At 56.6% G+C, this 23133-nt stretch carries 26 protein-coding genes; 11 read left to right on the top strand and 15 right to left on the bottom strand.

Features of this window, described 5'->3' with window-relative positions:
* The first annotated feature begins 103 nt into the window (after positions 1–103).
* Positions 104–1066: a zinc metalloprotease HtpX gene (gene htpX / locus HEQ60_RS04735; RefSeq protein WP_168070019.1), complete on the top strand. Its 963-nt coding sequence runs from the start codon at positions 104–106 to the stop codon at positions 1064–1066.
* Between the two features lie 92 nt (positions 1067–1158).
* Here the strand turns inward: htpX and HEQ60_RS04730 are convergent, their stop codons facing one another.
* From HEQ60_RS04730 to HEQ60_RS04700, 7 genes are all read right to left on the bottom strand, one after another.
* On the bottom strand, positions 1159–2292 hold the full coding sequence (locus HEQ60_RS04730) for a ParB/RepB/Spo0J family partition protein (RefSeq protein WP_168070016.1): 1134 nt from the start codon (positions 2290–2292) through the stop codon (positions 1159–1161).
* Positions 2289–3089: a ParA family protein gene (locus HEQ60_RS04725; RefSeq protein WP_168070014.1), complete on the bottom strand. Its 801-nt coding sequence runs from the start codon at positions 3087–3089 to the stop codon at positions 2289–2291. The genes HEQ60_RS04730 and HEQ60_RS04725 overlap by 4 nt, the downstream gene beginning before the upstream one ends.
* Entirely contained in the window at positions 3079–3687 is a 609-nt protein-coding gene (gene rsmG, locus HEQ60_RS04720) for a 16S rRNA (guanine(527)-N(7))-methyltransferase RsmG (protein ID WP_416046632.1), read from the bottom strand. Before rsmG ends, HEQ60_RS04725 begins: the two co-directional genes overlap by 11 nt.
* A gap of 120 nt (positions 3688–3807) precedes the next feature.
* Complete coding sequence (gene mnmG / locus HEQ60_RS04715) at positions 3808–5682, bottom strand: tRNA uridine-5-carboxymethylaminomethyl(34) synthesis enzyme MnmG (RefSeq protein WP_168070012.1); 1875 nt, start codon at positions 5680–5682, stop codon at positions 3808–3810.
* A gap of 161 nt (positions 5683–5843) precedes the next feature.
* Positions 5844–7187 carry a tRNA uridine-5-carboxymethylaminomethyl(34) synthesis GTPase MnmE gene (mnmE, locus tag HEQ60_RS04710; protein ID WP_168070098.1) on the bottom strand — a complete coding sequence of 448 codons (1344 nt, stop codon included), beginning with the start codon at positions 7185–7187 and terminating at the stop codon, positions 5844–5846.
* Positions 7187–7564, bottom strand: a complete 378-nt coding sequence (locus HEQ60_RS04705; protein ID WP_168070010.1) for a (2Fe-2S) ferredoxin domain-containing protein — start codon at positions 7562–7564, stop codon at positions 7187–7189. Before HEQ60_RS04705 ends, mnmE begins: the two co-directional genes overlap by 1 nt.
* A gap of 36 nt (positions 7565–7600) precedes the next feature.
* The gene (locus HEQ60_RS04700; RefSeq protein WP_066133642.1) at positions 7601–7855 is read right to left on the bottom strand and encodes a DUF6489 family protein; all 255 of its coding nucleotides are present in this window, start codon (positions 7853–7855) and stop codon (positions 7601–7603) included.
* A 182-nt stretch (positions 7856–8037) separates the two neighbouring features.
* Here HEQ60_RS04700 and HEQ60_RS04695 point away from each other — a divergent pair, with 182 nt between their 5' ends.
* Entirely contained in the window at positions 8038–8502 is a 465-nt protein-coding gene (locus tag HEQ60_RS04695; RefSeq protein WP_322099292.1) for a methylated-DNA--[protein]-cysteine S-methyltransferase, read from the top strand.
* Between the two features lie 38 nt (positions 8503–8540).
* Here HEQ60_RS04695 and HEQ60_RS04690 read toward each other — a convergent pair whose 3' ends face one another.
* The 3 genes from HEQ60_RS04690 to HEQ60_RS04680 form a co-directional block, all read right to left on the bottom strand.
* Positions 8541–8930, bottom strand: coding sequence for a helix-turn-helix domain-containing protein (locus HEQ60_RS04690; RefSeq protein ID WP_168070004.1), 390 nt, complete (start codon positions 8928–8930; stop codon positions 8541–8543).
* Positions 8931–8943: 13 nt separating this feature from the next.
* On the bottom strand, positions 8944–9456 hold the full coding sequence (gene secB, locus HEQ60_RS04685; protein WP_168070002.1) for a protein-export chaperone SecB: 513 nt from the start codon (positions 9454–9456) through the stop codon (positions 8944–8946).
* An 84-nt stretch (positions 9457–9540) separates the two neighbouring features.
* On the bottom strand, positions 9541–10014 hold the full coding sequence (locus HEQ60_RS04680) for an FxsA family protein (protein ID WP_168070000.1): 474 nt from the start codon (positions 10012–10014) through the stop codon (positions 9541–9543).
* 129 nt (positions 10015–10143) lie between these two features.
* On the opposite strand from HEQ60_RS04680, the gene HEQ60_RS04675 reads away from it, so the two are divergent.
* Genes HEQ60_RS04675 through hemW form a run of 5 tightly spaced genes read left to right on the top strand, consistent with a single transcriptional unit; the run spans position 10144 to position 14484 of the window.
* Complete coding sequence (locus HEQ60_RS04675) at positions 10144–10803, top strand: Tim44/TimA family putative adaptor protein (RefSeq protein ID WP_168069998.1); 660 nt, start codon at positions 10144–10146, stop codon at positions 10801–10803.
* Between the two features lie 14 nt (positions 10804–10817).
* Positions 10818–11969: a murein transglycosylase A gene (locus tag HEQ60_RS04670; protein WP_168069996.1), complete on the top strand. Its 1152-nt coding sequence runs from the start codon at positions 10818–10820 to the stop codon at positions 11967–11969.
* A gap of 30 nt (positions 11970–11999) precedes the next feature.
* Complete coding sequence (gene rph, locus HEQ60_RS04665; RefSeq protein WP_168069994.1) at positions 12000–12722, top strand: ribonuclease PH; 723 nt, start codon at positions 12000–12002, stop codon at positions 12720–12722.
* 3 nt (positions 12723–12725) lie between these two features.
* The gene (rdgB, locus tag HEQ60_RS04660; RefSeq protein ID WP_168069992.1) at positions 12726–13322 is read left to right on the top strand and encodes an RdgB/HAM1 family non-canonical purine NTP pyrophosphatase; all 597 of its coding nucleotides are present in this window, start codon (positions 12726–12728) and stop codon (positions 13320–13322) included.
* Positions 13315–14484, top strand: a complete 1170-nt coding sequence (gene hemW / locus HEQ60_RS04655; RefSeq protein WP_209315411.1) for a radical SAM family heme chaperone HemW — start codon at positions 13315–13317, stop codon at positions 14482–14484. The genes rdgB and hemW overlap by 8 nt, the downstream gene beginning before the upstream one ends.
* A gap of 24 nt (positions 14485–14508) precedes the next feature.
* Here hemW and HEQ60_RS04650 read toward each other — a convergent pair whose 3' ends face one another.
* The gene (locus tag HEQ60_RS04650) at positions 14509–15078 is read right to left on the bottom strand and encodes a Smr/MutS family protein (protein WP_168069990.1); all 570 of its coding nucleotides are present in this window, start codon (positions 15076–15078) and stop codon (positions 14509–14511) included.
* Positions 15079–15149: 71 nt separating this feature from the next.
* Entirely contained in the window at positions 15150–15722 is a 573-nt protein-coding gene (locus HEQ60_RS04645; RefSeq protein ID WP_168069988.1) for a hypothetical protein, read from the bottom strand.
* A gap of 273 nt (positions 15723–15995) precedes the next feature.
* Here HEQ60_RS04645 and hrcA point away from each other — a divergent pair, with 273 nt between their 5' ends.
* Complete coding sequence (hrcA, locus tag HEQ60_RS04640) at positions 15996–17036, top strand: heat-inducible transcriptional repressor HrcA (protein ID WP_168070096.1); 1041 nt, start codon at positions 15996–15998, stop codon at positions 17034–17036.
* 54 nt (positions 17037–17090) lie between these two features.
* Positions 17091–17750, top strand: coding sequence for a nucleotide exchange factor GrpE (grpE, locus tag HEQ60_RS04635; protein WP_168069986.1), 660 nt, complete (start codon positions 17091–17093; stop codon positions 17748–17750).
* A 59-nt stretch (positions 17751–17809) separates the two neighbouring features.
* Here the strand turns inward: grpE and HEQ60_RS04630 are convergent, their stop codons facing one another.
* Positions 17810–18502 (bottom strand): YggS family pyridoxal phosphate-dependent enzyme, encoded by a 693-nt coding sequence (locus HEQ60_RS04630; protein WP_168069984.1) that lies wholly within the window; start codon positions 18500–18502, stop codon positions 17810–17812.
* 37 nt (positions 18503–18539) lie between these two features.
* Between HEQ60_RS04630 and HEQ60_RS04625 the strand changes: the two genes are divergently transcribed.
* A complete protein-coding gene (locus HEQ60_RS04625; RefSeq protein WP_168069982.1) occupies positions 18540–19163 on the top strand; it encodes a thiamine phosphate synthase in 624 nt (207 codons plus the stop codon).
* A gap of 84 nt (positions 19164–19247) precedes the next feature.
* Here HEQ60_RS04625 and HEQ60_RS04620 read toward each other — a convergent pair whose 3' ends face one another.
* Complete coding sequence (locus HEQ60_RS04620; protein WP_168069980.1) at positions 19248–20522, bottom strand: porin; 1275 nt, start codon at positions 20520–20522, stop codon at positions 19248–19250.
* 326 nt (positions 20523–20848) lie between these two features.
* A complete protein-coding gene (locus HEQ60_RS04615; RefSeq protein ID WP_168069977.1) occupies positions 20849–22120 on the bottom strand; it encodes a porin in 1272 nt (423 codons plus the stop codon).
* A gap of 416 nt (positions 22121–22536) precedes the next feature.
* Between HEQ60_RS04615 and HEQ60_RS04610 the strand changes: the two genes are divergently transcribed.
* Positions 22537–23130 carry a DUF3576 domain-containing protein gene (locus HEQ60_RS04610; protein WP_245183755.1) on the top strand — a complete coding sequence of 198 codons (594 nt, stop codon included), beginning with the start codon at positions 22537–22539 and terminating at the stop codon, positions 23128–23130.
* Positions 23131–23133 lie beyond the last annotated feature (3 nt).

Below are 23133 nucleotides of genomic sequence, written 5' to 3'. Positions count from 1 at the left end.
ACAATGAGTACTTGACGTGTGGACGTTGTGTCCCACGTCATAGCATAGACGGAACGCAGGCGTGTGTCTGCGTCAGAAGGTAACAGGCTAAGGATTTCAGGTTATGCGTTTTGCCCGTACGGCTGTTCTTCTCGCTGCGATGACCGGGCTTTTTCTGGCTGTTGGCTATCTGGTAGGCGGAGCTGGTGGTGCGCTGATGGCCCTTTTTATGGCCGGGGCGATGAACATGTTTGCGTACTGGAACTCCGATCGTCTGGTTCTGTCCATGTATGGGGCTAGGCCCGTTGATCGTACGTCTGCCCCCGGGCTTTATGGGATTGTGGAGCATCTGGCACGCCGTGCCTCCATGCCGATGCCAAAGGTCTATGTCATAGACAACCCACAGCCCAATGCCTTTGCAACTGGCCGTAACCCCGAGAATGCAGCTGTGGCCGCAACCACAGGCCTGTTGGCTCTTCTGAACGAAGAAGAAATTGCCGGTGTGATGGCCCACGAACTGGCCCATGTTCGTAACCGTGATACCCTGACCATGACCATTACGGCGACGCTGGCCGGTGCAATCTCCATGCTTGGTAACATGGTTCTTTTCATGGGATCATCACGGGGTTCTGAAGAAGGTAACAGCAGCAGCCCACTCGGGTTTGTTGGGTCCCTGCTGCTGATGATCTTGGCCCCCTTGGCCGCAATGTTGGTGCAGACCGGAATTTCCCGTAGCCGGGAGTATGAAGCCGATCGTATTGGTGCTGCCATTTGCGGCAACCCTCTGTGGCTTGCCAGTGCTCTTGCAAAGCTGGAACGCGGAGCTAGCCAGATTGACAATCATGCAGCAGAAGCCAACCCGGCAACGGCCCATATGTTCATCGTGAACCCTTTGCACGCACGGTCGATGGACAACCTTTTCTCAACGCACCCCGCAACGGCTAACCGGATCAAGGCCCTTCAGGATATGGCGCAGCAATACGGCATACATCCGCACGACCGTAAAATAAATTCATCTGAAAGAGATGGGGGACAAACGTCACCATGGGAAAAAGCGCCGGGTCACCGCAGAGGCCCTTGGGGATAAGAGCTGTTTGTCATGACCCAAAATGAAACGGGAGACTTTGTCTATGGTCTCCCGTTTTTTATATAAGTTCTGCGCAGGTATTCTGAGCGTATCTAGTCGAAAAGACCCGCCATTTCGTTTTCCTCGTTCTTCAGCGCATCGTCCCATGCGTCAATCAGCGCATCTTCAGGCAGAAGAAGGGATGGGTTCTTCATCTCTTCTTTGCGGGACGTATGATCCTGTTTCTTCGCAAAGCCCATGGCAAAGGCATAGTCGCCATCTTCTTCATTCCCTTCTGCGCGGCGCTGGTCTGAGCTGTTGTCTGTCGGGTTATTCAGGCGGTAGAGGATATCATCAAGCTGCGCCAGACTTTCATAGTGAATAAGAATACGCCCGCCGCGCCCTTCAAACTCAATATTGACTTTTAAGCCCAAGATACGGGCAAGGTCTTTTTCCAGGGCCATGGTGTCAGAGTCTTTGCCCACCCTGCCCTGTTCGGGCTTCGGTATCTTTTTGGCCGGGGCCTTGCGCTTGCGGACGCCCCCTTTCTCTGTTGCCAGGCGTTCGGTCTGGCGAACATTCAGACCTTTCTTGACCACAACATCAGCCAGTGAGACCGGGTCTTCCGCATTCAACAGAGCGCGGGCGTGTCCGGCAGAAAGGGACCCATTGCGCAGGAGAACCTTGACGGGGTCCGGCAGTCCCAGAAGGCGCATCATGTTGGCGACATGACTTCTGCTCTTGCCCAAGGTTCGTGACAGATCATCCTGATTGTGCTGGAACTCTTCCTGTAGGCGACGATACCCTTCTGCCTCCTCAAGGGCTGACAGGTCGCGACGCTGGAGGTTTTCAATCAGAGCAACCTCAGCGGCATCCCGATCGGAAAAATCACGAATGAGAACAGGGACTGTCTGTCTCCGGGCAATTTGTGCGGCCCGCCAGCGCCGCTCTCCGGCGATGATTTCGTAGCGTTTTGAATCCTCGGGAAGCCGGCGGACCAGAATAGGCTGGATGATGCCTTTCTCGCGTATACTTTGGGCCAGGTCGTCCAGGCCCTCTTCATCAAACTGTTGGCGCGGCTGGAACCGACCAGATTGCAGAAGTTCTACAGGAACATCAACGGGGGTGCGTATGGTTGCGCGCGTGTTTCCGGACTTTCCTGTTTCGGAGACAGCTTCATCACTGTCTTCCCCGAACAGGGCAGAGAGCCCCCTCCCCAGTCCCCGGCGTGGTTTCTCCTCGCTCATATCGCCATCTCCCGCTCACGTTTGAAAACTTCCCCGGCCAGGTGAACGTAAGCCTGTGCTCCGGAGCTGCGCAGGTCATACAGCAAAACAGGCTTTCCATGCGACGGTGCTTCGGATACCCGTACGTTACGCGGAATAACCGTGTTGAAAACCTTGTCACCAAAATAGCCGCGTACGTCACTTTCGACCATACCCGACAGATTATTGCGTTTGTCGAACATGGTCAGAACAATACCCTGAATGCCAAGGCGTGGATTAAGGGTCCGTTTGACCCGGTCAATCGTCTTCATCAAATGGGAAATGCCCTCAAGGGCAAAGAATTCACACTGAAGAGGAACCAGAACCTCGTGTGCGGCAACAAGGGCATTCAGAGTCAGCAGACCTAGTGCGGGGGGGCAGTCTATCAGGACATAATCATAGTCTTGTATTGCTGATGACAGAGCTTTCTTCAGGCGGAATTCCCGCTCTGTCATATCCACAAGCTCCAGCTCTGCCCCTGCAAGATCAACGCCTGACGGGATAATGCTCAGTCCGGGGACGGATGTCCGACACACAACTTCCGCCAGTGGGAGATCTTCAGTCAGGATTGCGTATGCATTGCGCTGACGTTGTGCACGTTCGACGCCCAGTCCGGTTGATGCATTCCCCTGTGGATCCATGTCGATGACAAGGACACGCTTTTTGACCGCAGCCATTGCTGTGCCAAGATTTATGGTGGTTGTGGTTTTCCCGACCCCACCTTTTTGGTTGGCCACGGCAATAATTTTTGGGCCCTTGGCCGGTAGATCATAGCTCACGGCGTACCTCGCTCAGTCGCAGAATGGTCGCGTTTGCATCGGTCAGGCTGGGGAACGTTTCGGTGCGTAGTGTCCATGTTTGTTGGGCTCCGGTCAACTCGATATCGGCAGTCTGTCCTTTGGGGAACAGGCAAATTGTGTGTTCAGTCCTGAACCTGGATGAAAGATCCAGCAGCTTGTCCAGCGATGCCAATGCCCGCGACGTGACAACATCGACAGGGCATACCGTGGCCGTTTCAATACGGGTTGCATGAACGGTGACGGATATACCTGTCTCTCTGGCGACCTCACGCAGGAATGCGCACTTGCGTTGGTCTGATTCAATAAGATGAACGGTATCAACCCCCATTATTGCTAGGACCATGCCGGGAAATCCGGCACCGCTTCCCATGTCTACCAGGGTCTTTGCTCCTTGAGGGAGCAGTGTCCACAGTTGTGCAGAGTCAAGGAAATGTCGACGCCAAAGATCTTCAAGGGTAGATGAGGAAACAAGATTGATGCTTTTCTGCCATTTGCAGAGGAGGTCTGCATAAATGGAAAGACGCTCCATCGTTTCACGTGAAACGCGCGATGCGGCCTGAAATTCTTCGAATGTCAGCGGGACAGACAACGACGGGGTGCTCCGGTGTATCGGATAGGTGTTTCACGTGAAACAACGGGGGGGAAGGGCTGAAAACCTTCCCCCTATATACCCGGTCATGCCTTTATTGGAAAGCCTTCAGGCTGCGGTGTCGCGTCGTTTGCGGACATGAACCAGGAGAGCCGTCAGGGCTGCGGGTGTGATCCCCGGTATTCGCGCGGCAGCGCCCAGTGTTGTGGGTTTGGTCGCATCCAGCTTGAGTCGGACTTCAGCTGAAAGACTTCCAATGCTGTGATAGTCGATATCATCTGGCAGAAGAAGGTCTTCGTCTCGCCGATAAGCCGCAATGTCGGCCATCTGACGCCCTATGTAACCAGCATAGCGTCCTTCGATTTCCAGCTGTGCTGCAATATCAGGAGTAATCACGCCAAGTTCTGGCCAGATCTGATGCAAGCGGTCAAACGTCACATTTGGATAGCTGAACAGGGCAAGGGCATTGCGACGAACCCCATCTTGGTTGATGCGGATGTCGTAAGGCTCCAGTTCTTTTGGTGTCGCGGAAAGGCTCTCCATCAGCGCCCGGCCTTCCGCCATGGCTTTTTCTTTCTTACGGAAAGCTGTCGTGCGGTCTGAACCCACGACACCGATAGCGATCCCCTTCCCTGTCAGGCGCAGATCCGCGTTGTCAGCACGCAGTTGCAGCCGATATTCCGCGCGGCTTGTGAACATCCGGTACGGTTCCTGTGTCCCCAGTGTGACAAGGTCGTCAATCATGACACCAAGATAACCTTCGGCCCGATCGGGCACAAAAGCATCATCTGCGGCAGCACCACCCGCCAGAAGGGCTGCGTTGATCCCGGCCACAAGACCCTGTGCCCCTGCCTCTTCGTAGCCTGTTGTTCCGTTGATCTGGCCGGCAAGGAACAGACCCTTTGCTTTCTTCAGTTCAAGCGATGGGCGCAGTTCCCGTGGATCAACAAAATCATATTCGATGGCATAGCCCGGGCGCAGGATCGTAACAGCCTCCAACCCCGGAATGGAGCGGATTAGAGCCGTCTGCACGTCTTCCGGCAGACTGGTTGATATGCCATTCGGGTAGACGGTCGGGTCGTTCAGGCCCTCTGGTTCCAGAAAGACCTGGTGACGGTCCTTTTCCGCGAAACGAACCACCTTGTCTTCAATGGAAGGGCAATAGCGTGGCCCGACACTCTGGATCTGGCCGGAGTACATCGGGGCACGATCAAGATTGGCACGAATGATGGCGTGCGTTTCTTCAGTGGTCCACGTCATACCACAAGCGATTTGGGGCGTTGTAATCTGCCCTGTCATGAAGGAGAAGGGTTCCGGCGGGTCGTCGCCAGGCTGCATCTCCAGCCCCTTCCAGTTGATTGTTCGCCCGTCAAGGCGAGCGGGGGTGCCGGTTTTCAGGCGTCCGAGAACAAGCCCCAGGCGCTCCAGCGTATTGGACAGGCCAAGTGATGGCGCCTCATCAATCCGTCCGGCAGGCCATGTTTTTTCACCCAGATGAATGACGCCCCGCAGGAATGTGCCGGTTGTCAAAACAACCGCACCGGCCCTGTATGTACGTCCGCTTGCTGTCAGTACGCCCGATACACGCCCGGACCGGTCCAGGATCAGGTCTTCGGCTGATCCTGCCTCTATGGTCAGATTAGGTGTACCGGCCAAGATGTCCTGGACAGCCTTTCTGTACAGGGATCGATCGGCCTGTGCTCTCGGTCCGCGTACCGCCGGGCCTTTACTCCGGTTCAGCATGCGGAACTGGATACCGCCTTGGTCTATTGCCCGCCCCATGACGCCATCGAGCGCATCAATTTCACGCACAAGGTGCCCCTTTGCCAAGCCGCCTATGGCGGGGTTGCAGGACATATCCCCTATGGTTTCTGTGCGTTGGGTCAGCAGAAGTGTGCGAGCGCCCATACGGGCTGCTGCGGCTGCCGCTTCGGTGCCGGCGTGTCCGCCCCCGATTACGATAACGTCAAAGTGGCTTTTCATTGCATTAAACAATCAGTGGTGATCACTATCCTGTCTTGGCGACAAGCGGCCAAAGCATGCACATGCATAGCATGAAACGCAAGCCGGTGGTATACGGCCAACCCTGTTGCAGGGGATAACGCTATGACAGACCAGTCAACTTCATGATTTATATTGATTTTTTATTTACCGATACAGAAGTCGCTGAAAATAACATCCAGTAGGTCATCAACTTCTACCCGGCCTGTAATACGGCCCAAGGCACGGGCTGCAAGACGAACGTCTTCCGCCATAAGCTCAAGCATTGGGGCGTGTATAGCGCGTAACAGGCTGTCGCGGCAATCCTCCAGGGCATCTCTGTGCCTTTGGCGTGTCAGCGCCGGGGGGACATGTGCCCCTGCATTCAGACGCTCCGCCACCATGGCTGTCAAGGTTGACAGCAGTTCCGCCATGCCCTCCCCGCTGTGCGTTGACAGCAACAAGGGGCGCGTGCCGGAAATCGTCACCATTCTGTCTGGATGCGTTGTTGCCACGTCGCTCTTGTTCAGTACTATCAGCGTGCTGGAGTCGACAAGAGACAGGGTTTCTTCATCCAGTTCAGGCCACTCTGTCAGGTCAAACACAGTAATCTTGAGGTCGGCAGTACTGGCACGTACCCGTGCCCGGCGTATTCCCTCTGCCTCTATGTCCTCATTGCTGCTGCGCAGACCGGCCGTATCGGCAATGGTGACCGGGAATCCTCCCAGATCCAGATGGACTTCGATGATGTCGCGTGTGGTGCCGGCCCGGTCGGAAACAATGGCGGCTTCCCGCTGTGCAAGCGCATTGACCAGGCTGGATTTTCCGGCATTGGGACGACCGAGGACAGCAATCTGGATACCGTCACGGATGCGCTCACCACGCCGGTTGTCGGAGAGGTAGGCATCAATGGTTTGCGCCAGTTCTTCCAGCCCGTTTCGTGCCGAACGATCCAGATCAGGCGGGATGTCTTCATCTGGAAAGTCTATGTGCGCTTCCATCCACGCCAGACGTCGAATCAGCTCCTCTCGCCAGCTGTCATATAGGCGTGCCAAGGCACCGTCCATTTGCTGGAGCGCCTGGCGGCGTTGAGCATCTGTTTCGGCCTGTATCAGGTCTGCCAGGCCTTCGACCCGGGTCAGATCCAGTTTGCCATTCAGAAAGGCCCGGCGCGAGAACTCGCCGGGTTCGGCAATCCGCACCCCATCCAGATGACGAATGGCCTGCAGCAAGGCATCGGTTACGGCCTTTCCGCCATGTCCCTGGAATTCAGCGGTATCTTCGCCTGTAAAGCTGGCCGGCCCCGGGAACCACAGGACAAGCCCATCATCGATCACATCTCCTGTTCCGGGGTCACGAAACAGGAATCGTGTTGCCTTGCGTGGCTCTGGCAGGTGGCCACAGAGTGAGGTAATCACGTCACGTGCCCGTTTTCCGGAAACGCGGGTTACGGCAACACCAGCCCGGCCCGGCGCTGTGGCTGTTGCAACAATGGTATTGTTGGTGATCATTGGGACGCCTGACGGGCTTCCAAGTCAGCGGGGATGCGATCCTGTGGATTCAGCATCAAGCGCTCCACATGTTTTCCGTCACGGATATGGTTGACCAGAATGGCATCAATATCGTCCCGTGTTCGTGGTGCGTACCACACACCTTCGGGGTATATGACCAGCACGGGTCCAAGCTCGCACCGGTCCAGGCACCCTGCTTGCTGAGTGCGGATGCGGTCTGTCAGTCCCAGTTCTTTTGCGCGTGCTTTCATGTAGTCACGTAGTTTTACGGCCCCTGAACGGGCGCACGAACCACGGCTGTGGCCTTCCGTGCGTTCGTTTGTGCAGATAAAAACATGGATGCGGTAATAAAGGTCGGGATCCGGGCAGGACACGGGATATTCCTCGTACAGGATTCTTCGGCGCTCCTTTTATGGGCCCCTGTTGCCGCTTTTGTCATCCCCTGTGAAGTGTGACCAGAAAAATTTCTGCATCTGCTCCAGCCCCTGAACCTGGGCCGGTAACCAGCTTTTCATAAGGGTGTCCGGGTCAATGGCCTGTAACTGATTCATCATTTGTTTATGTATTTCGGCCAGAAGAGCATCCTGCATGGGGCGGACGTCCGGTAATCCCAGAAAGGTGCGGGCTTCTTCAGGTGTACAGTCGATATCAATCTCGATTTTCATGCCAACCCTACGATCTGGTTGATACGGAAAGCGCTCTTCCGGAGAAAGCCACCGGTCTTGTCGTGCCTGCACACTCTACCTGTGAATATCCCGGGTAAAATTTGTTTTGTGTCAGACTTGCCTGCATGGCAAGACCGCCGCTAATTTGGCTTTGGTTTTGTCTGTCTGGATGGATTTTTGCAGTGTCTCATATTGTTTTGCATAGCCCCCTCGGATGGATGACCCTGTTTGAGGCTGATGATTGCCTTGTCTCCCTGGATTGGGGGCGGGGCATGGAGGCGGGCTGTGAGGAGACTCCCCTTCTGAAAGAAGCCGGGAAGCAGCTGCAGGCATGGTTTGATCGTCGTCTGGAGAACTTTGACCTGCCCCTTGCCACGGCTGGCACCGCATTCACTGCCCGTGTACGGGATGCCCTTTGCGCTATTCCTTTTGGCGCAACGCAAACCTATGGCGACCTAGCGCAGACCGTATTATCATCTCCCCGTGCTGTGGGTATGGCGTGTGCGCGCAATCCCCTGCCTATACTTGTTCCCTGTCATCGGGTTCTGGCTGCGGGGGGGCATCTTGGCGGTTATTCTGCGTTTGATGGCCTGCAGAGTAAGGCCTGGCTTTTGCACTTTGAGCAAAGTGCGGCGGTTACGTCCTGACAGGATGTTTCACGTGAAACAGGAAGAGACGCGAGGCATCAGGAGCGTCGGCTGCGTTTTGCAGGCAGGGGGGGCTGTATACGTGCCAACAGGGCATCCAGAGTGGCAATAGCTTCATCATCCAGGTATCGAATGCAGGCCCCGAGACGGTTGGCAAATGCCGTGGTCTGCGGTGACAGACCAGAGGTATCAAGTGTTACTTTGGGTCTTGAAACCTCGGCCAAGTTTTTCAGGGCTTCGGCTTCATCCCAGATAAGTCCGAAATAACCGCATAACTCAAGAACAAGGCCGGGGCCAGGTTTGCCCCGTTTTCCATGTTCCAGGGCAGACAGATAGGCCGCAGATACATTGAGATCAGCAGCCATCTGTTGCAGGGTTATGCCCCGCTGGCGTCTCAGGTCACGAATTCTGGCTCCAAACGGGGTCACGTGCTGTGTCCTGTTATACCTGTGCCGGGGTGCTTTCTTGTTCGGAGCGTGTGGCCTCTGCCAGTCGGTGCCGATAAAGAGCGGCAAAGTCGATCGGCTGTAGCATCAGCTGCGGGAAACCGCCGTCGCGTGTTACATCGGCGATAATGTTCCGGACAAACGGGAACAGCATTCTTGGCGCTTCGATTAGCAGCAGGGGCTGCAGGTGATCCGCTTCAACCGGGTTTGCCTGAACAACGGCACCGTAGGCAAGCTCCAGCATAAAGGCTGTCTCGGCCCCAACGTCAGCCTTGACCTCGACGTGTAAAAGAACTTCGAAGACATTGCCGTCCAGGTGGCGCGCCTTGACGTCAGCCCCAAAGGATACCGCCGGAGCCTGTTCGCGCATTTTATGGAAAATGACCGGCGTTTGTGGTGCTTCGAAAGACAGGTCCTTGATGTACTGGCTTTCAATGGCCAGCATCAGTGGCGGCGTGTCTGATGTATTGTCTTCCGGTGTCGTTGCATGATTTTGTGCATCAGTCATAAGGGGCTCCCTGTTTCAGATGGTTGGCATACCCCTAGCATGGAATGCATGACCACGGAACCCTGCGTTATCCCCCTTGTTCATTCAGCAGGATCGGGCCTGGCCATTCCGGTCATATCCGGCAGAAACATCACGGTATTCACCATCTATCGCAGGAGCTGATGTTGGATGGCCTTCTTCTGCTTCTGACGAAGCAGGTTTTCCTTCCTGTTTCTTGCGCCTTTGGGCCAGAAGGGCTGCTGTGGTGCGACGCATGGACGGAATCAGTAGGAAAAGCCCTAGGGCGTCCGTCAGAAAACCCGGTGTGACCAGAAGCAGGCCTGATACGACCATAAGGGTTGCTTCGACCATGTCTTGTAGGGAGATCGTGTTCTTTGCCCAGGTTCGTCCATCCAGAGGTGCCAGCCCGGCCCTGTTCAGGACAAGGACTCCGCACATCCCCGTTCCAACAACCAGAAAGACGGTTGGCCACAGGCCGATCGCAAGATCAACAAGGCGAAACATGGTTATCTCGGCAACGGGAAAGATAACAAATAAAATAAGAAGAACCTGTGTCATGCTTGCCCTATACTGCTACAACCCTTATCTAGACCTTCAGAGGCTGGTCCGGGATCCCCGATGCCAGCGTGTGTGTGGTCTGTGGCGGTGGTGTTACAGACCCAGTGTTTACCGACAGTCAGGACTGCCATGAACCAGGGAATCGCGTTCATCGACATCATCTTTTTGGCCCTTGTCGCAGGGTTTTTGATCCTGCGGCTGCGCAGTGTCCTGGGCCAGAAAAACGGCAATGAGAGGCCACGCGATCTGCACGGCCGTACGCTGGACCAGGATACCGGGGACAACGTGATCCCCCTGCCCGGTCGTTATGACAGTGACATTTCGGATGAAGACCTGTCTGTCCCCGGGCTGGCGGATTTGATGAAGGCTGACCTTTCGTTTGTGCCCGAGAAATTTCTTGTTGGCGCCCGGCGCGCCTTCGAAATGGTGATCGAAGCCTTTGCCCGTGGCGACAGGGAGACCCTGCGCTTTCTTCTGGCCGAGGACGTATACCGCAGCTTCGAGGAGGAAATCCAGACCCGGGAGAGCAAAAACCTGTTTCTGGAGACGGGACTTGAGTTTATCCGTTCAATTTCCTTCATAAAAGCTGAACGCGCCAAGGATGTTGTCTTGGTATCCGTTCGCTTTGTAAGCGAGCAGATATCGGTCACCCGTGATTCGGAGGGCCGAATCGTCGAGGGAGATCCCAATGAGACGGTCGTGATTACTGACGATTGGACATTCATGCGGGATCCCTGTTCTGATGACCCCAACTGGAAGCTGGTTTCAACAGCGGCTCCATCTGCCTGAATGGGTTTTTTTCTATGACTGTATCTGTTCGTACCGTTCTACCCCGGCTGTTGGCCGGGGTTTGTCTGTTGGCCTTGGCTTCCTGCGGTGGTCGTGGACCGGGTGAACCGCCTCTCATTCCCTCTGAGCAGAAGCTGAAGCCAGTGTCTTTTTCGGCTCTTCCCGGTTGGGGTCAGGATGTGCAGGCAGAGGCCCTGCCAGCTCTCAGGCGTTCCTGCGATTCTTTCCAGCGTCGTTCTGATGCCAGGCGATGGGTTGGCCCTGGTTCCTTGGGCGGGACCGTAGAGGACTGGCAGCGGTTCTGTTCCGACCTGCGTCGTGAATTTCCACCTTCACACTCTGCATCCTCTGCTTCTGTCAGGGAATTCCTTGAGGCGCGTATGCAGCCTTGGTCTGTCAGTTCTTCCGGTCGTCCTTCCGGTACATTTACCGGGTATTACGAAGCGGAGCTGAAAGGATGCCTGAAGAAAACACTGCGCTGTCAGGTGCCTCTTTATGGGCCCCCGCCGGGCGTTGTCACGGATACCAGGAAGGTTCCTCCCCTGCCCTCGCGCGCGGCTATTGAAAGTGGTGCCTTGAACGGGCGTGCGCCTGTCCTGATGTATGCCGAAGATCCTGTTGATGTGCATATCATGCAGATACAGGGGTCGGGCCGTGTTATTCTGCCCGACGGGAAGGTGCAGCGGCTTGGTTTTGCTGGCAGTAACGGCCATGCGTTCAAGGGGCTGGGGCGTATCTTGCTGGATCATGGCATTCTGGGGCCCGGGCAAGCCACCATGCCGTTCATTCGTGCGTGGCTGAAGGAAAACCGGGATCGGGCGGGTGCCCTGATGCGTGAGAACCCGCGCTATACGTTCTTTCGCGTTATTCATGGGGATGGGCCGGTAGGGGCTCTGTCGGTTCCCTTGACAGCCCGGCGTTCCATTGCAGTCGATCCGCGGTATGTTCCGCTTGGGGTGCCGCTGTGGCTCAATTCGGTCGATCCAGATCATAAACCCCTGCGCCGGCTTATGGTGGCACAGGACACAGGATCGGCCATCAAGGGCGTTGTTCGTGGTGATTTCTTCTGGGGTCCCGGTGAGCAGGCCTTGGCCAAGGCCGGGCGCATGAAAAGTGCGGGAACCTGGTATTTGCTTTTACCCCGGCAGAGTGCGCCGACCCATTAACTTTTCCAGCCTGACAGAGAGATATATTCCATGAGACCTTCCGGCCGCCTTGCTGACCAGCTTCGCCCCGTGACCCTTGAGACCGGCTTTATCAAGCATGCAGAGGGGTCGTGTCTGGTGAAGTTCGGAGATACCCACGTTATTTGCACGGCCTCTGTCGATACCCGTGTTCCCCCTTGGTTGCGGGGGCAGGGCAAGGGATGGATTACGGCAGAATACGGTATGTTGCCCCGTTCAACAGGAACACGCACCGACCGTGAAGCCGCCCGGGGCAAGCAATCCGGGCGCACACAGGAAATACAACGTCTGATCGGACGCTCCTTGAGGGCCGTAACAGACCTGTCCAGGATGGGCGAGATGCAGGTTCGGATCGACTGTGACGTACTTCAGGCGGATGGAGGAACCCGTACGGCCTCCATTACCGGGGCCTATGTGGCCTTGGCCCAGGCATTCCGTCATGCCTTGTCTGCCGGGCTTGTGTCTGCATTTCCCCTGACAGACAGTGTTGCAGCCGTATCGTGTGGTTTGGTGAAGGGTGTACCGGTTCTGGACCTGGACTATGAGGAGGATTCATCAGCCCAAGCCGATGCCAATTTTGTTCTGACCGGTACCGGGAAGGTGATTGAAGTGCAGGGAACAGCCGAAGAAGCGCCCTTTACCCGTGCGGAACTGGATGCCCTTATGGATCTGGCGGAAAAAGGTGTGCGTGAGCTTGTCGCCTTGCAAAACCAGGCCTTGCTGGTGGAGGCATAAGGCATGGCACGCCGGTTTGATGGTTCCCGGCTGGTTGTTGCCAGCCATAATGCCGGGAAGGTGCGGGAAATCCGTGATCTTCTTCGTGCCTTTCAGGTTGATGTTGTGTCTTCTGTCGATCTGGATTTGCCGGAACCCGAAGAGACAGCGGCAACATTTTCGGGTAATGCAGCCATCAAAGCCCTTGCTGCTGCAAGGGCCTCCGGGCTTCCTGCCCTCTCCGATGATTCCGGTCTGTCAGTTTCTGCGCTTGGCGGCGAGCCGGGTATTTACTCGGCTCGCTGGGCTGGCCCGGAGAAAGATTTTGCCGGTGCCATGCGTACCGTTCATGAGCGTCTGGGGGACCATCCTGACCGGTCAGCCTGCTTTGTATGCGCCTTGTGCCTGGCCTGGCCAGACGGGCATACGGAAACATTTGTCGGACAGGTCGATGGGTCCATCTGCTGGCCACCGCGTGGTGACCGTGGTTTTGGCTATGACCCGTTTTTTGTCCCGGACGGTGATAGTCGTACCTTTGCCGAGTTTGTTCCGGAAGAGAAACATGCCATCAGCCACCGTGCCCGTGCATTCCAACAGCTTGTGAAGGCGTGCTTTGACTAACATACCCTCGCTGTTTGGTTTGTATGTGCATTGGCCCTTTTGTGTATCAAAGTGCCCGTACTGTGATTTCAACAGCCATGTTACCAATCATGTTGACCATGATCTTTGGTGTCAGGCGCTGCTGCGTGAACTGGATTACTACGCGGCACTTACCCCAGGGCGTGTGCTTGGCAGTATTTTCTTTGGCGGTGGTACGCCTTCGCTGATGGTGCCGCGCACGGTTGAGGCTGTTCTGGAGCGTGCTGCTGCCCACTGGACATGGGCTGCGGACATTGAACTGACGCTGGAGGCCAATCCTGGCGCCATAGACCGCGAGCGTTTCCAGGCTTTTCGGCATGCCGGTATCAATCGTGTGTCGCTGGGCGTCCAGTCCCTTGTACCGGAAAGTCTTGGCTTTCTGGAACGGCGGCATGGTGTCCGTGAGGCACTGGAGGCGATCGAGACCGCAGCCCGGCTGTTTCCCCGCTTCTCCTTTGACTTGATCTATGCTCGTCCCGGACAGACCCCCGCACAGTGGGAGGCTGAGCTGTCGCAGGCTCTTGATCTGGCTACGGGTGGCCATATCTCGCTGTATCAACTGACCATCGAGCAAGGAACCCGTTTCCAGCAGGATGTGGCTCGGGGTGTCTTTACCCTTCCCGAAGATGATCTTGCGCTGGACTTGTGGGCCGTTACCCATGCCCTGACCGCAGCCAGCGGCATGCCCTATTACGAGGTTTCAAACCATGCGGTTCCCGGGCAGGAAAGCCGCCATAATCTCCTGTATTGGCTTGGTGGTGAATATGTTGGTATTGGGCCTGGTGCGCATGGTCGGATCTGTGTTGATGGAACGTTTCATGCAACACGCCAGCATCGTGCACCAGATGTATGGCTGAAAACAGTTCTGCGTGATGGCCACGCAACACGGCAAAAGGAACCTCTGACGTCACGCGCGCGGGCTGAAGAGAACATCATGATGGGCCTGAGGTTGCGTCGTGGTATTGACCCGGATGCGTTCCGCTTGGCCTGCTACGGTTTTGATCTGTCTGATCTTCTGGACTGGCCAATGCTGGCCGTGTTGCGTGCCGAGGGGCTTGTGGCAGAGGGCTGGCCACTTCGGGTCACGGATCGTGGTATGCCGGTGTTGAATGCGATTATCGGGGCCTTGGTTCAATCATCGTGATGTGCTGTCGTTTCACGTGAAACATCAGAACCTGTTGCGGCGGAGAAGGATGTAAAAAGCCCCTTCTCCGCCATGCTCTGGCTTGGCGGCGCTGAACGACAGGATATGTGGCCGGATGCGGGCATCATTCAGCCAGCCGGGGAGAGCCCGTCGCAAAACGCCCTCGCCCCGCGTTCCCTTGCCGGTGATGACAAGAAGGCACCGGTAGCCGTTGCGTATTGCCCTGTTCATAAAATCCAGAAGATTGGCGTGGGCTGTATCCTTGCCCATACCATGCAGATCGATGCGGGCATCCACATGCATTTTACCCCGTTTGAATTTCAGGGCTGTTCTATAGTCAACGCCTGGGCTCTTTCCTGGCTCCAAGGGCAGAAACGGTTTGTTTCTCTGCGTGGCTACCCTCAACAAGGCGGGTGCCTGGGGAGGTGTGCCTACAGGTACGTCCATGTCCGGGGGATGTGTTTCCGGTTCATTGGCTGTGACAAAGGGCAAGCGACCGGGTATGGGATTGACCGTGCGGGCAATCTCCTCCCAAAGTCGGGCTTCGTCCTGTGTCAGGGTACGCCGGTAATGCCGCCGTTTATTCGTATCCATTGCCTCAGGCCGCTCTCTTCCAGCGGCGAGCTGTAACACGCATTGTTCACCGGGTCTATGTGCCGGATGGATTATGTCGGTCTGATCCTGCGTCCGGGCGCGGGTTGCTCATCGCCTGTGACGGCCTGTGACCGCACAGGTGGTACAAAATCCCCACTCCCTGACAAGGATGCCCTGAACGGGGCTCCCACGTCTTCACCCGGTGCGGGTTTGGGAAGGTTGCGACGGACAAAAGAGCGCCAGTCCCCCTGTGGGGCCTCAACCATTGTTGTCGGGCGGTCCGTAATGTAGAGGGCGAATCCCCCGAATTCCCACAGAGTTTCAAAGGCAGCGAAGCTATGCCCGATAACACGGCGGGCGCGATCGTGAATCTTGCGCTGGGTCCATGGGCGAAGCAGCACGCCGTAAAGCAGCATGGTGAACAGAAGTGCCATGGTTCCCGCAACAACACCCCCAAAGATGAGAACCAGAAGCGATACGATGACAGGAACCAGGAGTGGACCAATAGCCTCCCACGGATTGAAAATCGGGGAGGAAACGCCGTTCAGCTTTCGGTAGTTGACCAGAAGCCCGATCATGTTGCGTTCGTGGGCGGCAACAATCCTGTTGTACAATTCTCTGTCTTCAGCGGTGTGGCGAACCATCTTTCCCCCGGCTTTTCCGGCATTCTGTCATGCAACGGACAATAGCAATGTTTCACTGTTCACACCCCTACGCCAAGCTTTTTGTTTGTCATGCAGCCGCTTCCCGGATCTGTTTATGTTACCTGGGTACTGCATTCTGCATCGAAAGAGGGCGTATCTCCGCCGGTACGTTGACGTCGGGGGAGTGGCTGACTACATTCCAACACGTATGGGACCATTGTGTGGTACGGTTCCGGATTCGATGCAAAAGGTTCGGGCAAGGCCGTGAAAACCATGCTGCCAATAGCAGAGCTGAACGAGCGTAGCCGCGAGGTTTTGCGTCTGGTCGTTGAGTCGTGGGTCCATGATGGGGAGCCGGTTGGTTCCCGTACCGTGTCCCGTCGCCTGTCGGTTGGCTTGTCGCCGGCCAGCATTCGCTCTGTTATGGCTGACCTGGAAGATCTGGGGCTTCTGTATGCGCCTCATGTCTCGGCGGGTCGTCTGCCGACTGAACATGGTTTGCGTATGTTTGTCTCTGGCCTTCTGGAAGTTGGGCGCCTGAGTGATGACGAGCGCAGCCGTATCGATAGCCATTGCCAGTCAACCGGGCGTAGTCTGGAGCAAATGCTGTCCGAGGCAACGACGGCTTTGTCCGGCTTGTCGCGTTGTGCCAGCTTGGTTCTGGCTCCCAAGACAGACAGCACTTTGCGTCATATCGAGTTTGTCAGCCTGGGCCCCGGGCGTGCCCTGGTGGTTATGGTGACCAGCGATGGTCTGGTCGAGAATCGCCTGATCGAGGTGCCGGCCGGTCTTCCACCCAGTGTTTTGCAGCAGGCCTCGAATTTCCTGTCGGTTCGTCTGGGCGGGCAGACCTTGGCTGATGTGCGCCGCCTTGTTTCTGCCGACCGTGACAGCCGGCGTGCCGAGCTTGACGAGCTGACAGCCCGGGTTGTAGAGGCTGGTCTTGCGATATGGGGTGGTGACGAGGATCAGGGTGCGCTGATTATACGGGGGCAGTCCAACCTGTTGCAGGATGTGCATGCCATCGAAGATCTTGAACGTATCCGTTCCCTTTTTGAAACTCTGGAGGCGCGTCAGCAAATGTTGCGCCTCCTGGATCTTGTGCAAACGGGTGAAGGTGTCCAGATCTTTATTGGTTCGGACAATGACCTGTTCGGGGCTGCAGGATGTTCCCTGATCGTGGCCCCCTATCAGAACAGCCGCGAACAGATTGTCGGGGCGATTGGGGTGATTGGGCCGACACGGCTGAATTATGCCCGTATTATCCCGATGGTGGATTATACTGCGCGGGTTATCGGGCAGCTTATTGGATAAAAAAGGCTGTGGTCTGCCGTGCGTGGGCCTGCCGGAGTATTGTATGGAAGAGACATGACCGAAGAGACTGACAAGATCATTCCAACCCCGGACACGGCACCTGATGCAGTTGTTCAGGAGACTGAAGCCACAGAGCTTCCGGAAGTAGAGGGTGCCGCAGAAGCAACACCCGAAGCCCGCATTGCCGAACTGGAAACCGAGGTGGAACGCCTGAAGACCGAGTATCTGCGTGCCTTGGCGGATTCCCAGAATACGCGGCGTATGGCCCAGAAACAGATTGAGGACAACAATCGCTACGCGGTGACCAACTTTGCCCGTGATGTGCTGGCTGTTGCCGACAATCTGGGGCGTGCCCTTCTGGCTGCTCCGGCAGAGTCACGGCTGTCTAATGCAGAGCTTGGAACCTTGGCGGTAGGTGTCGAGATGACAGAGAAGGAACTGTTGTCCGTCTTGTCCCGTCATGGCGTAACCCGGATCGAAAGTCTGAATTGTCCCTTTGACCCGCATCATCATCAGGCCATGCAGGAGGTTGAACGTACAGACGTCCCGACAGGAACCGTCGTCCAGGTTTATCAGGATGCGTGGACCCTGCATGATCGTCTGTTGCGTCCGGCCATGGTTGTTGTTTCCAAGGGCGGGCCAAAACGTGACGATGTCCCTGCAGGTGGAGACGATGCGCCAGCGCCGGTTGGTCACATTGACCAGTCTGTCTGATCAAGGCTGACAGTCCCAAGATACCCTGTTTGAAACCCCTGGCTTTGGTCAGGGGTTTTCTATGGAGTCCGGTGTCCGAAGATTGCCGATCCAACCCGGACGTGGGTGGCCCCATACCGGATGGCTTCACTGTAGTCGGCGCTCATGCCCATGCTCAAGGTATGAAGCTGGTGACGTTGTGCCAAGGCCTGCATGGTTTCAAAGAAGGGTCCGGGCGGATGATTGACAGGGGGAATGCACATCAAACCAGCTATTGCCAAACCCTGCTCACGGCAATCCTGGATGAAGCCGTCGGCCTGATCAGGCGCTATGCCGGCTTTCTGTGGTTCATTCCCGATATTGACCTGTACCAGACAGGGAAGAAAACGGTTCTGGCGCTTCATTTCTGTGGCAAGCGCCGTGGCAATCTTCGGACGGTCCACTGTTTCAATGACGTCGAACAGGGCAACCGCTTCCCGGACTTTGTTTGACTGCAGAGGTCCGATCAGGTGGAGTTCAATGTCAGGAAAGTGTGCTCTCAAAGTCGGCCATTTTGCGGAAGCCTCCTGCACCCTGTTCTCGCCGAAAAGGCGTTGCCCGGCATCCAGAACCGGGGTAATGGCCGATGCAGAAAATGTCTTGGACACGGCAACAAGGTTTACTGATACAGCGTCCCGCCCCGCTTTCAGCGCACTGTGCGCGATCTGTTCCCGTACACTGTGCCAGTGCTGTACCGTGTCCGGATGTCCCGGTAAAAGATCAGGGGAAGCCATGCGTGTTCTATCCTGATTCAAAGGAGTGTGTCGGCAGATGTCCTTTCGGACCCTAGCGATACGGGCTGCGAAACTCAATGCTTCTGCACGTGGAAGCGGGCCTGTGGAATGCCCTGTGCCATGGCTTGTCTTCATGACAGACCCACGTGTGGGGGATCCGGTCGCTATTGTACCCCGGCTGCCGCCGGGCAGCGCGGTGATCCTGCGTCACTATGATGACCGGTTTCGCTCTGACTTGGCCTTGCGCCTGCGCGATGCTACCCAGAAGCGGGACATCCGTTTGCTGGTGGCAGCAGACCATGATCTTGCCGTGGCCTGTGCTGCCGATGGTGTGCATCTGCCAGAGGGTCTCTTACGTCGTGCCCTGTGTCCGGAGCTTGTTGATTGGCGTCGAGCTGGTGGGCTGGTGACAGCAGCTGTTCATTCGCACCAAGCCTTGGTTATGGCGGGCAGGTTTGGTGTGGATGCGGCACTGGTTTCACCGGTTTTTCCGACAGTCAGCCACCCGGGCTCTGCCGTGCTGGGAGTTCTCCGCTTTCGGGCCCTGGTACAGAGGTCCCGGGTGCCGGTTCTGGCTTTGGGTGGCATTTCGGTATCCACCCTGCCCCGCCTGTATGGAAGCGGTGCCTGGGGTGTTGCAGCGGTGTCTGCGTTGGCCTGAGCATGCCGCCTGCAACAGAAAAGGGCAGCCGAAGCTGCCCTTTCCCCATACCTGAAACCGTTGCCGGTTATCGGGTATCACGCATCAGAACGCCAGGGACAGACCGGTAACGGCCACCCAGCCCTTGTTGCGATCGCTGGCTTCCTTGGAGTCCTTGTCTTCGAACTTGGTGTAGCCAACGCCACCGACCAGCATGACGCCCGGGCCCATGGTGTATTCCGAGGTCAGTTGAACGGCGCGCGAACGACGGCCCTTCATGCTTTCGCTCTTCAGGTCGCCCTTCAGGCCAAGATCAGCCTGCTTGAGATCGAGGTAGGACACCGCGATGCCGTACGGGCCAGTCTTGTAGCCAACGCCGGCTTCCCAAGCGGAATGATCAAGGGAACCCTTGACTTCCTTGTTGGCAGCTGTGGTGACGCCCAGCTTTTCCTTGATCATGTGGTAACCACCACCGACGGTCACGCCGGAGTAGGACAGGCTCAGGCCGGCCTGGTATTCGTTGCGGCCCTTGCTGGTTACTGTGTTGGTACCAATGGTCAGATCTTCAGCCTTGAGCTTGCTGCCACCATTCAGCCAGCCGATATCGGCCTGCAGGCCGACGCCACCGAAGTCGTTGGCATAGCCAAGACCAACGCCATAAGCACGGGCGATCTTTTTACCGGTCGGCTGTTTTTCGTCGTGCTTCTTCTGGTTGACGTCCGGAACATAGCTGGCGCCAAGGGTGAAGCCGGCGATGGAAGGCGACAGGTAGCTGATGCTTTCCGTGCCATTGCCGGTGGTGATGTAGCTGGCGTCGATGAAGTCGGTCTGCCTCAGCAGCTGGGCGGCACGGTATGCAGCTTTTTCATCTTCAGGGTCAGTAGCATCCGGAGCATCACCAATATTGCTTTTCGGCTTCAGCACCCAGTCGCCGCCGATCAGGCTGCCTTCGGAAATGCCGCCGCCGAACAGGCGGTTGCCCATGTGCGGGGAACGGGCGGCCAAGGCGGTCATGGCGTTGTCGTCCACGCCGGCGATCACGGTACCAAATGCACCACCCAGAGAGATGGCATACTTGGAGATATGGTCGTCGTTGGTGTTGTTGGTGCCGCCGGCTTCCAGTTCATACTTCACGGCAACGGTCAGGCCGTTGTCCAGGGTGGTCTTGCCCTTGAAGTGGATTTCGTTGTCGCCCTTGACGTCTACCTTGCTGGCTTCTTTCTCGACAGCCTTCAGGTAGGTGTTGCTCTGGGACGCATAGCCAACGAACACGGAGCCAAAGCCGCCAACGGACAGCTGGATCGGTTCAGCGGCAACGGCGGAACCGGCAATGGCCGAAGCAGCGACAAGGGCGCTGGTGCCAACAAGAATTTTTTTCATAACAGTTCTGATCCCTGTCTATCTGGTTATGCATGCACATCACACAGTGCCTTTCCAGACCGGAAAGGCGTGCATGCATGTGATGCAGTGATGGCTATCTAGGGGATCAGCGCCTGTACCGTCAATCGTGTAACAATGATATTTCACACGTATTTTTATAAGTGTTGCAAATACAACACATACAAATAACCAGAAATATATAGTCAAATATCTAATGCCGACGTTCGATTGTTTGTTGTGGCAAAAAGAAGGCAAAAAAAGGGAGCTGACGAGCAGCCCCCTTTCTGTTTTTCGGCGTGGTCCCACCGTGGCAGGACCACGTTTTATCAGAACGCCAGTGACAGACCGGTCACCGCAACCCAGCCGCTGTTCTTGCCGAGTTTCCGCTGATCCGCCGTCAGGCCGGCGGCGTTACCGCTGATGGTCTTGTCATCGTACTTGGCATAGCCCAAGCCACCGACCAGCATGACACCTGGACCCATGGTGTATTCCGAGGTCAGCTGGACAATACGGGTCTTGTCCTTGCCCGAGGAGGCTGTTGCAGCAATGCCTGATGTGACCGCTACGATGTTTCTTTTCTTGTCTACCGACGTTTCAGTATAGCCAAGCGCGATACCATACGGGCCGCTCTTGTAGCCAACACCCACTTCCCAGGCATCAGCATCGCTTGTGATCACTTTTGTGGAGTCCGTTGCCGGAGTTCCGGTTGCTGTGCTGTAGTCTTGGTCAATCAGGCGATAGCCACCGCCAATCATGAACCCGCCATAGGACAGGTGCAGGCCGGCCTGGTATTCATTGTGGCTGTCGGCTGTTGGATGGTCGCCGGTCAACCAGCCAATGTCGGCATTGATGCCCAGATCCCCGAACTTGCCGGCATAGGCCAAGCCAACGCCATAGGCATCCAGGGTGTTGCTGCCAAGGGGCTGGTCTGCCTTGTTGCGTCCTTGGTCGGCGTCTGGCACATAGGTGGCGCCAAGCGTGAAGCCAGCAATGGCCGGGGTCAGGTAGCTGATCGATTCGCTGTCACCATTGGTGTCAACGTATGTGGCATATCCGCCTTTGGCACCATCTATTGTCACAAGATCAGTGGCGCTTGTATTTTTTGCCGACAGTGACTTCGGCTTCACAATCCACAGACCTTCGGCCATGTCACCATCCGACAGGCCGGCGCCAAGAAGGCGGCCACCCATGTGCGGTGCACGGTTGGCAATAGCGACCAAGGCATTGTCGTCAGCGCCGGCGATGATGGTCCCGAAGGCCCCGCCCAAGCTGATGTGGTATTCGTCTACAACCTTGCCGGAAGGATCCTTGCCGCCGGCTTCCATTTCCACCTTGAAGCCAACGGTCAGGCCGTTGTCGAGCGTGCTCTTGGCCTTGAAGTGCAGTTCGTTGTCACCTTTGACGTCAACTGCGCTCACTTCGCTGCCGTTCCCAAAGCTACGCAGACCATTCAGGTACTTGTCTTCCTGGGAGGCATAGCCTGTGAACACCGAACCAAAGCCGCCGACAGACAGCTTCAACGGCTCTGCCGCATTGGCCACACCGGCCAGCGCAGAGGCCGCAACAAGGGCACTTGTGCCGATAAGAAGTTTTTTCATTGTTTCAACATCCCTGAATCTGGTTGGCCGGAACCCCGGCATTGCGCACGCGCGCGTTCCATACAGGAGAACGTTTCAGGCCCTTTTTTCCGGGTGGCAGCCCAAACGAAAGCAGGGCGCAGGACGGAAACCTTCCCCCGAAGGTGGGATTATCAATACATCCATGCCGTGTTGCGTCAACATATTGCACGCGAAATTGTGCTTATTTATCCACACTGTGGTCTTTGTGCAACGCTTTCTGTCGCCCCCGCAATATGAACAGGATGGGCACTGTGAAGCCTTGGGTACGAAGTTCTGTCCGTGCAGACAGTTTTTCCGTTCCCCCTTTCTTGCAAGGACTGGTATAAGGGCGGGTATCACCGTCTGCGGCCCTGTGGCCCGGGCCCTGACCCGACAGCAAGAGTTTACGGATCGCTATGAAACGTATCGATAACATCCTTACCGGTTCTTCTGTTCGCGCCTGCCGTGGCCGGCAGTCCATGGCCACTGTGCTCCGCGCCGGGCTGGTTGCGCTTGCCGCATTGACCTTGACCGCCTGTCAGGGAACCGATGTTGACAGCCGCCCCTATGAAAAGCGTGCCGATGGCAGCTGGGGCCGTGGCGAGGAAGAGCGCGACACCATCTTTGGCAAGGGTGGAATCAACCTGTTGGGTGGAAAGTCCAAGGATGAAGATGCTGGCGGGGCCGGTGTTGCCGTCAACGCGTTCCTGTGGCGTGCGTCTCTGGACACGGTTTCATTCATGCCCCTTTCTTCGGCGGATCCATTTGGTGGTGTCATCATCACGGACTGGTACACGCCTCCGGAAACGCCGGATGAGCGTTTCAAGGTCAATGTTTACATTCTCGGTCGTGCACTTCGCTCTGATGGTCTGAAGGTTTCGGTTTTCCGTCAGGAGCGTGGTCGTTCCGGGCAGTGGGTTGATGTCGCTGTTGCCCCCGCCGTGACGACCGAATTCGAGAATGCGGTCCTGACCCGTGCCCGCCAGCTGCGCAGCGCGGCTGGTTCCTGAGAT

Origin of the sequence: Haematospirillum sp. H1815 (genome assembly GCF_012102705.1) — a bacterium.
GTDB lineage: Bacteria > Pseudomonadota > Alphaproteobacteria > Rhodospirillales > Rhodospirillaceae > Haematospirillum.
The sequence above is the reverse complement of the archived record's forward strand: the minus strand, read 5'-3'. Positions and strand labels throughout refer to the sequence as shown.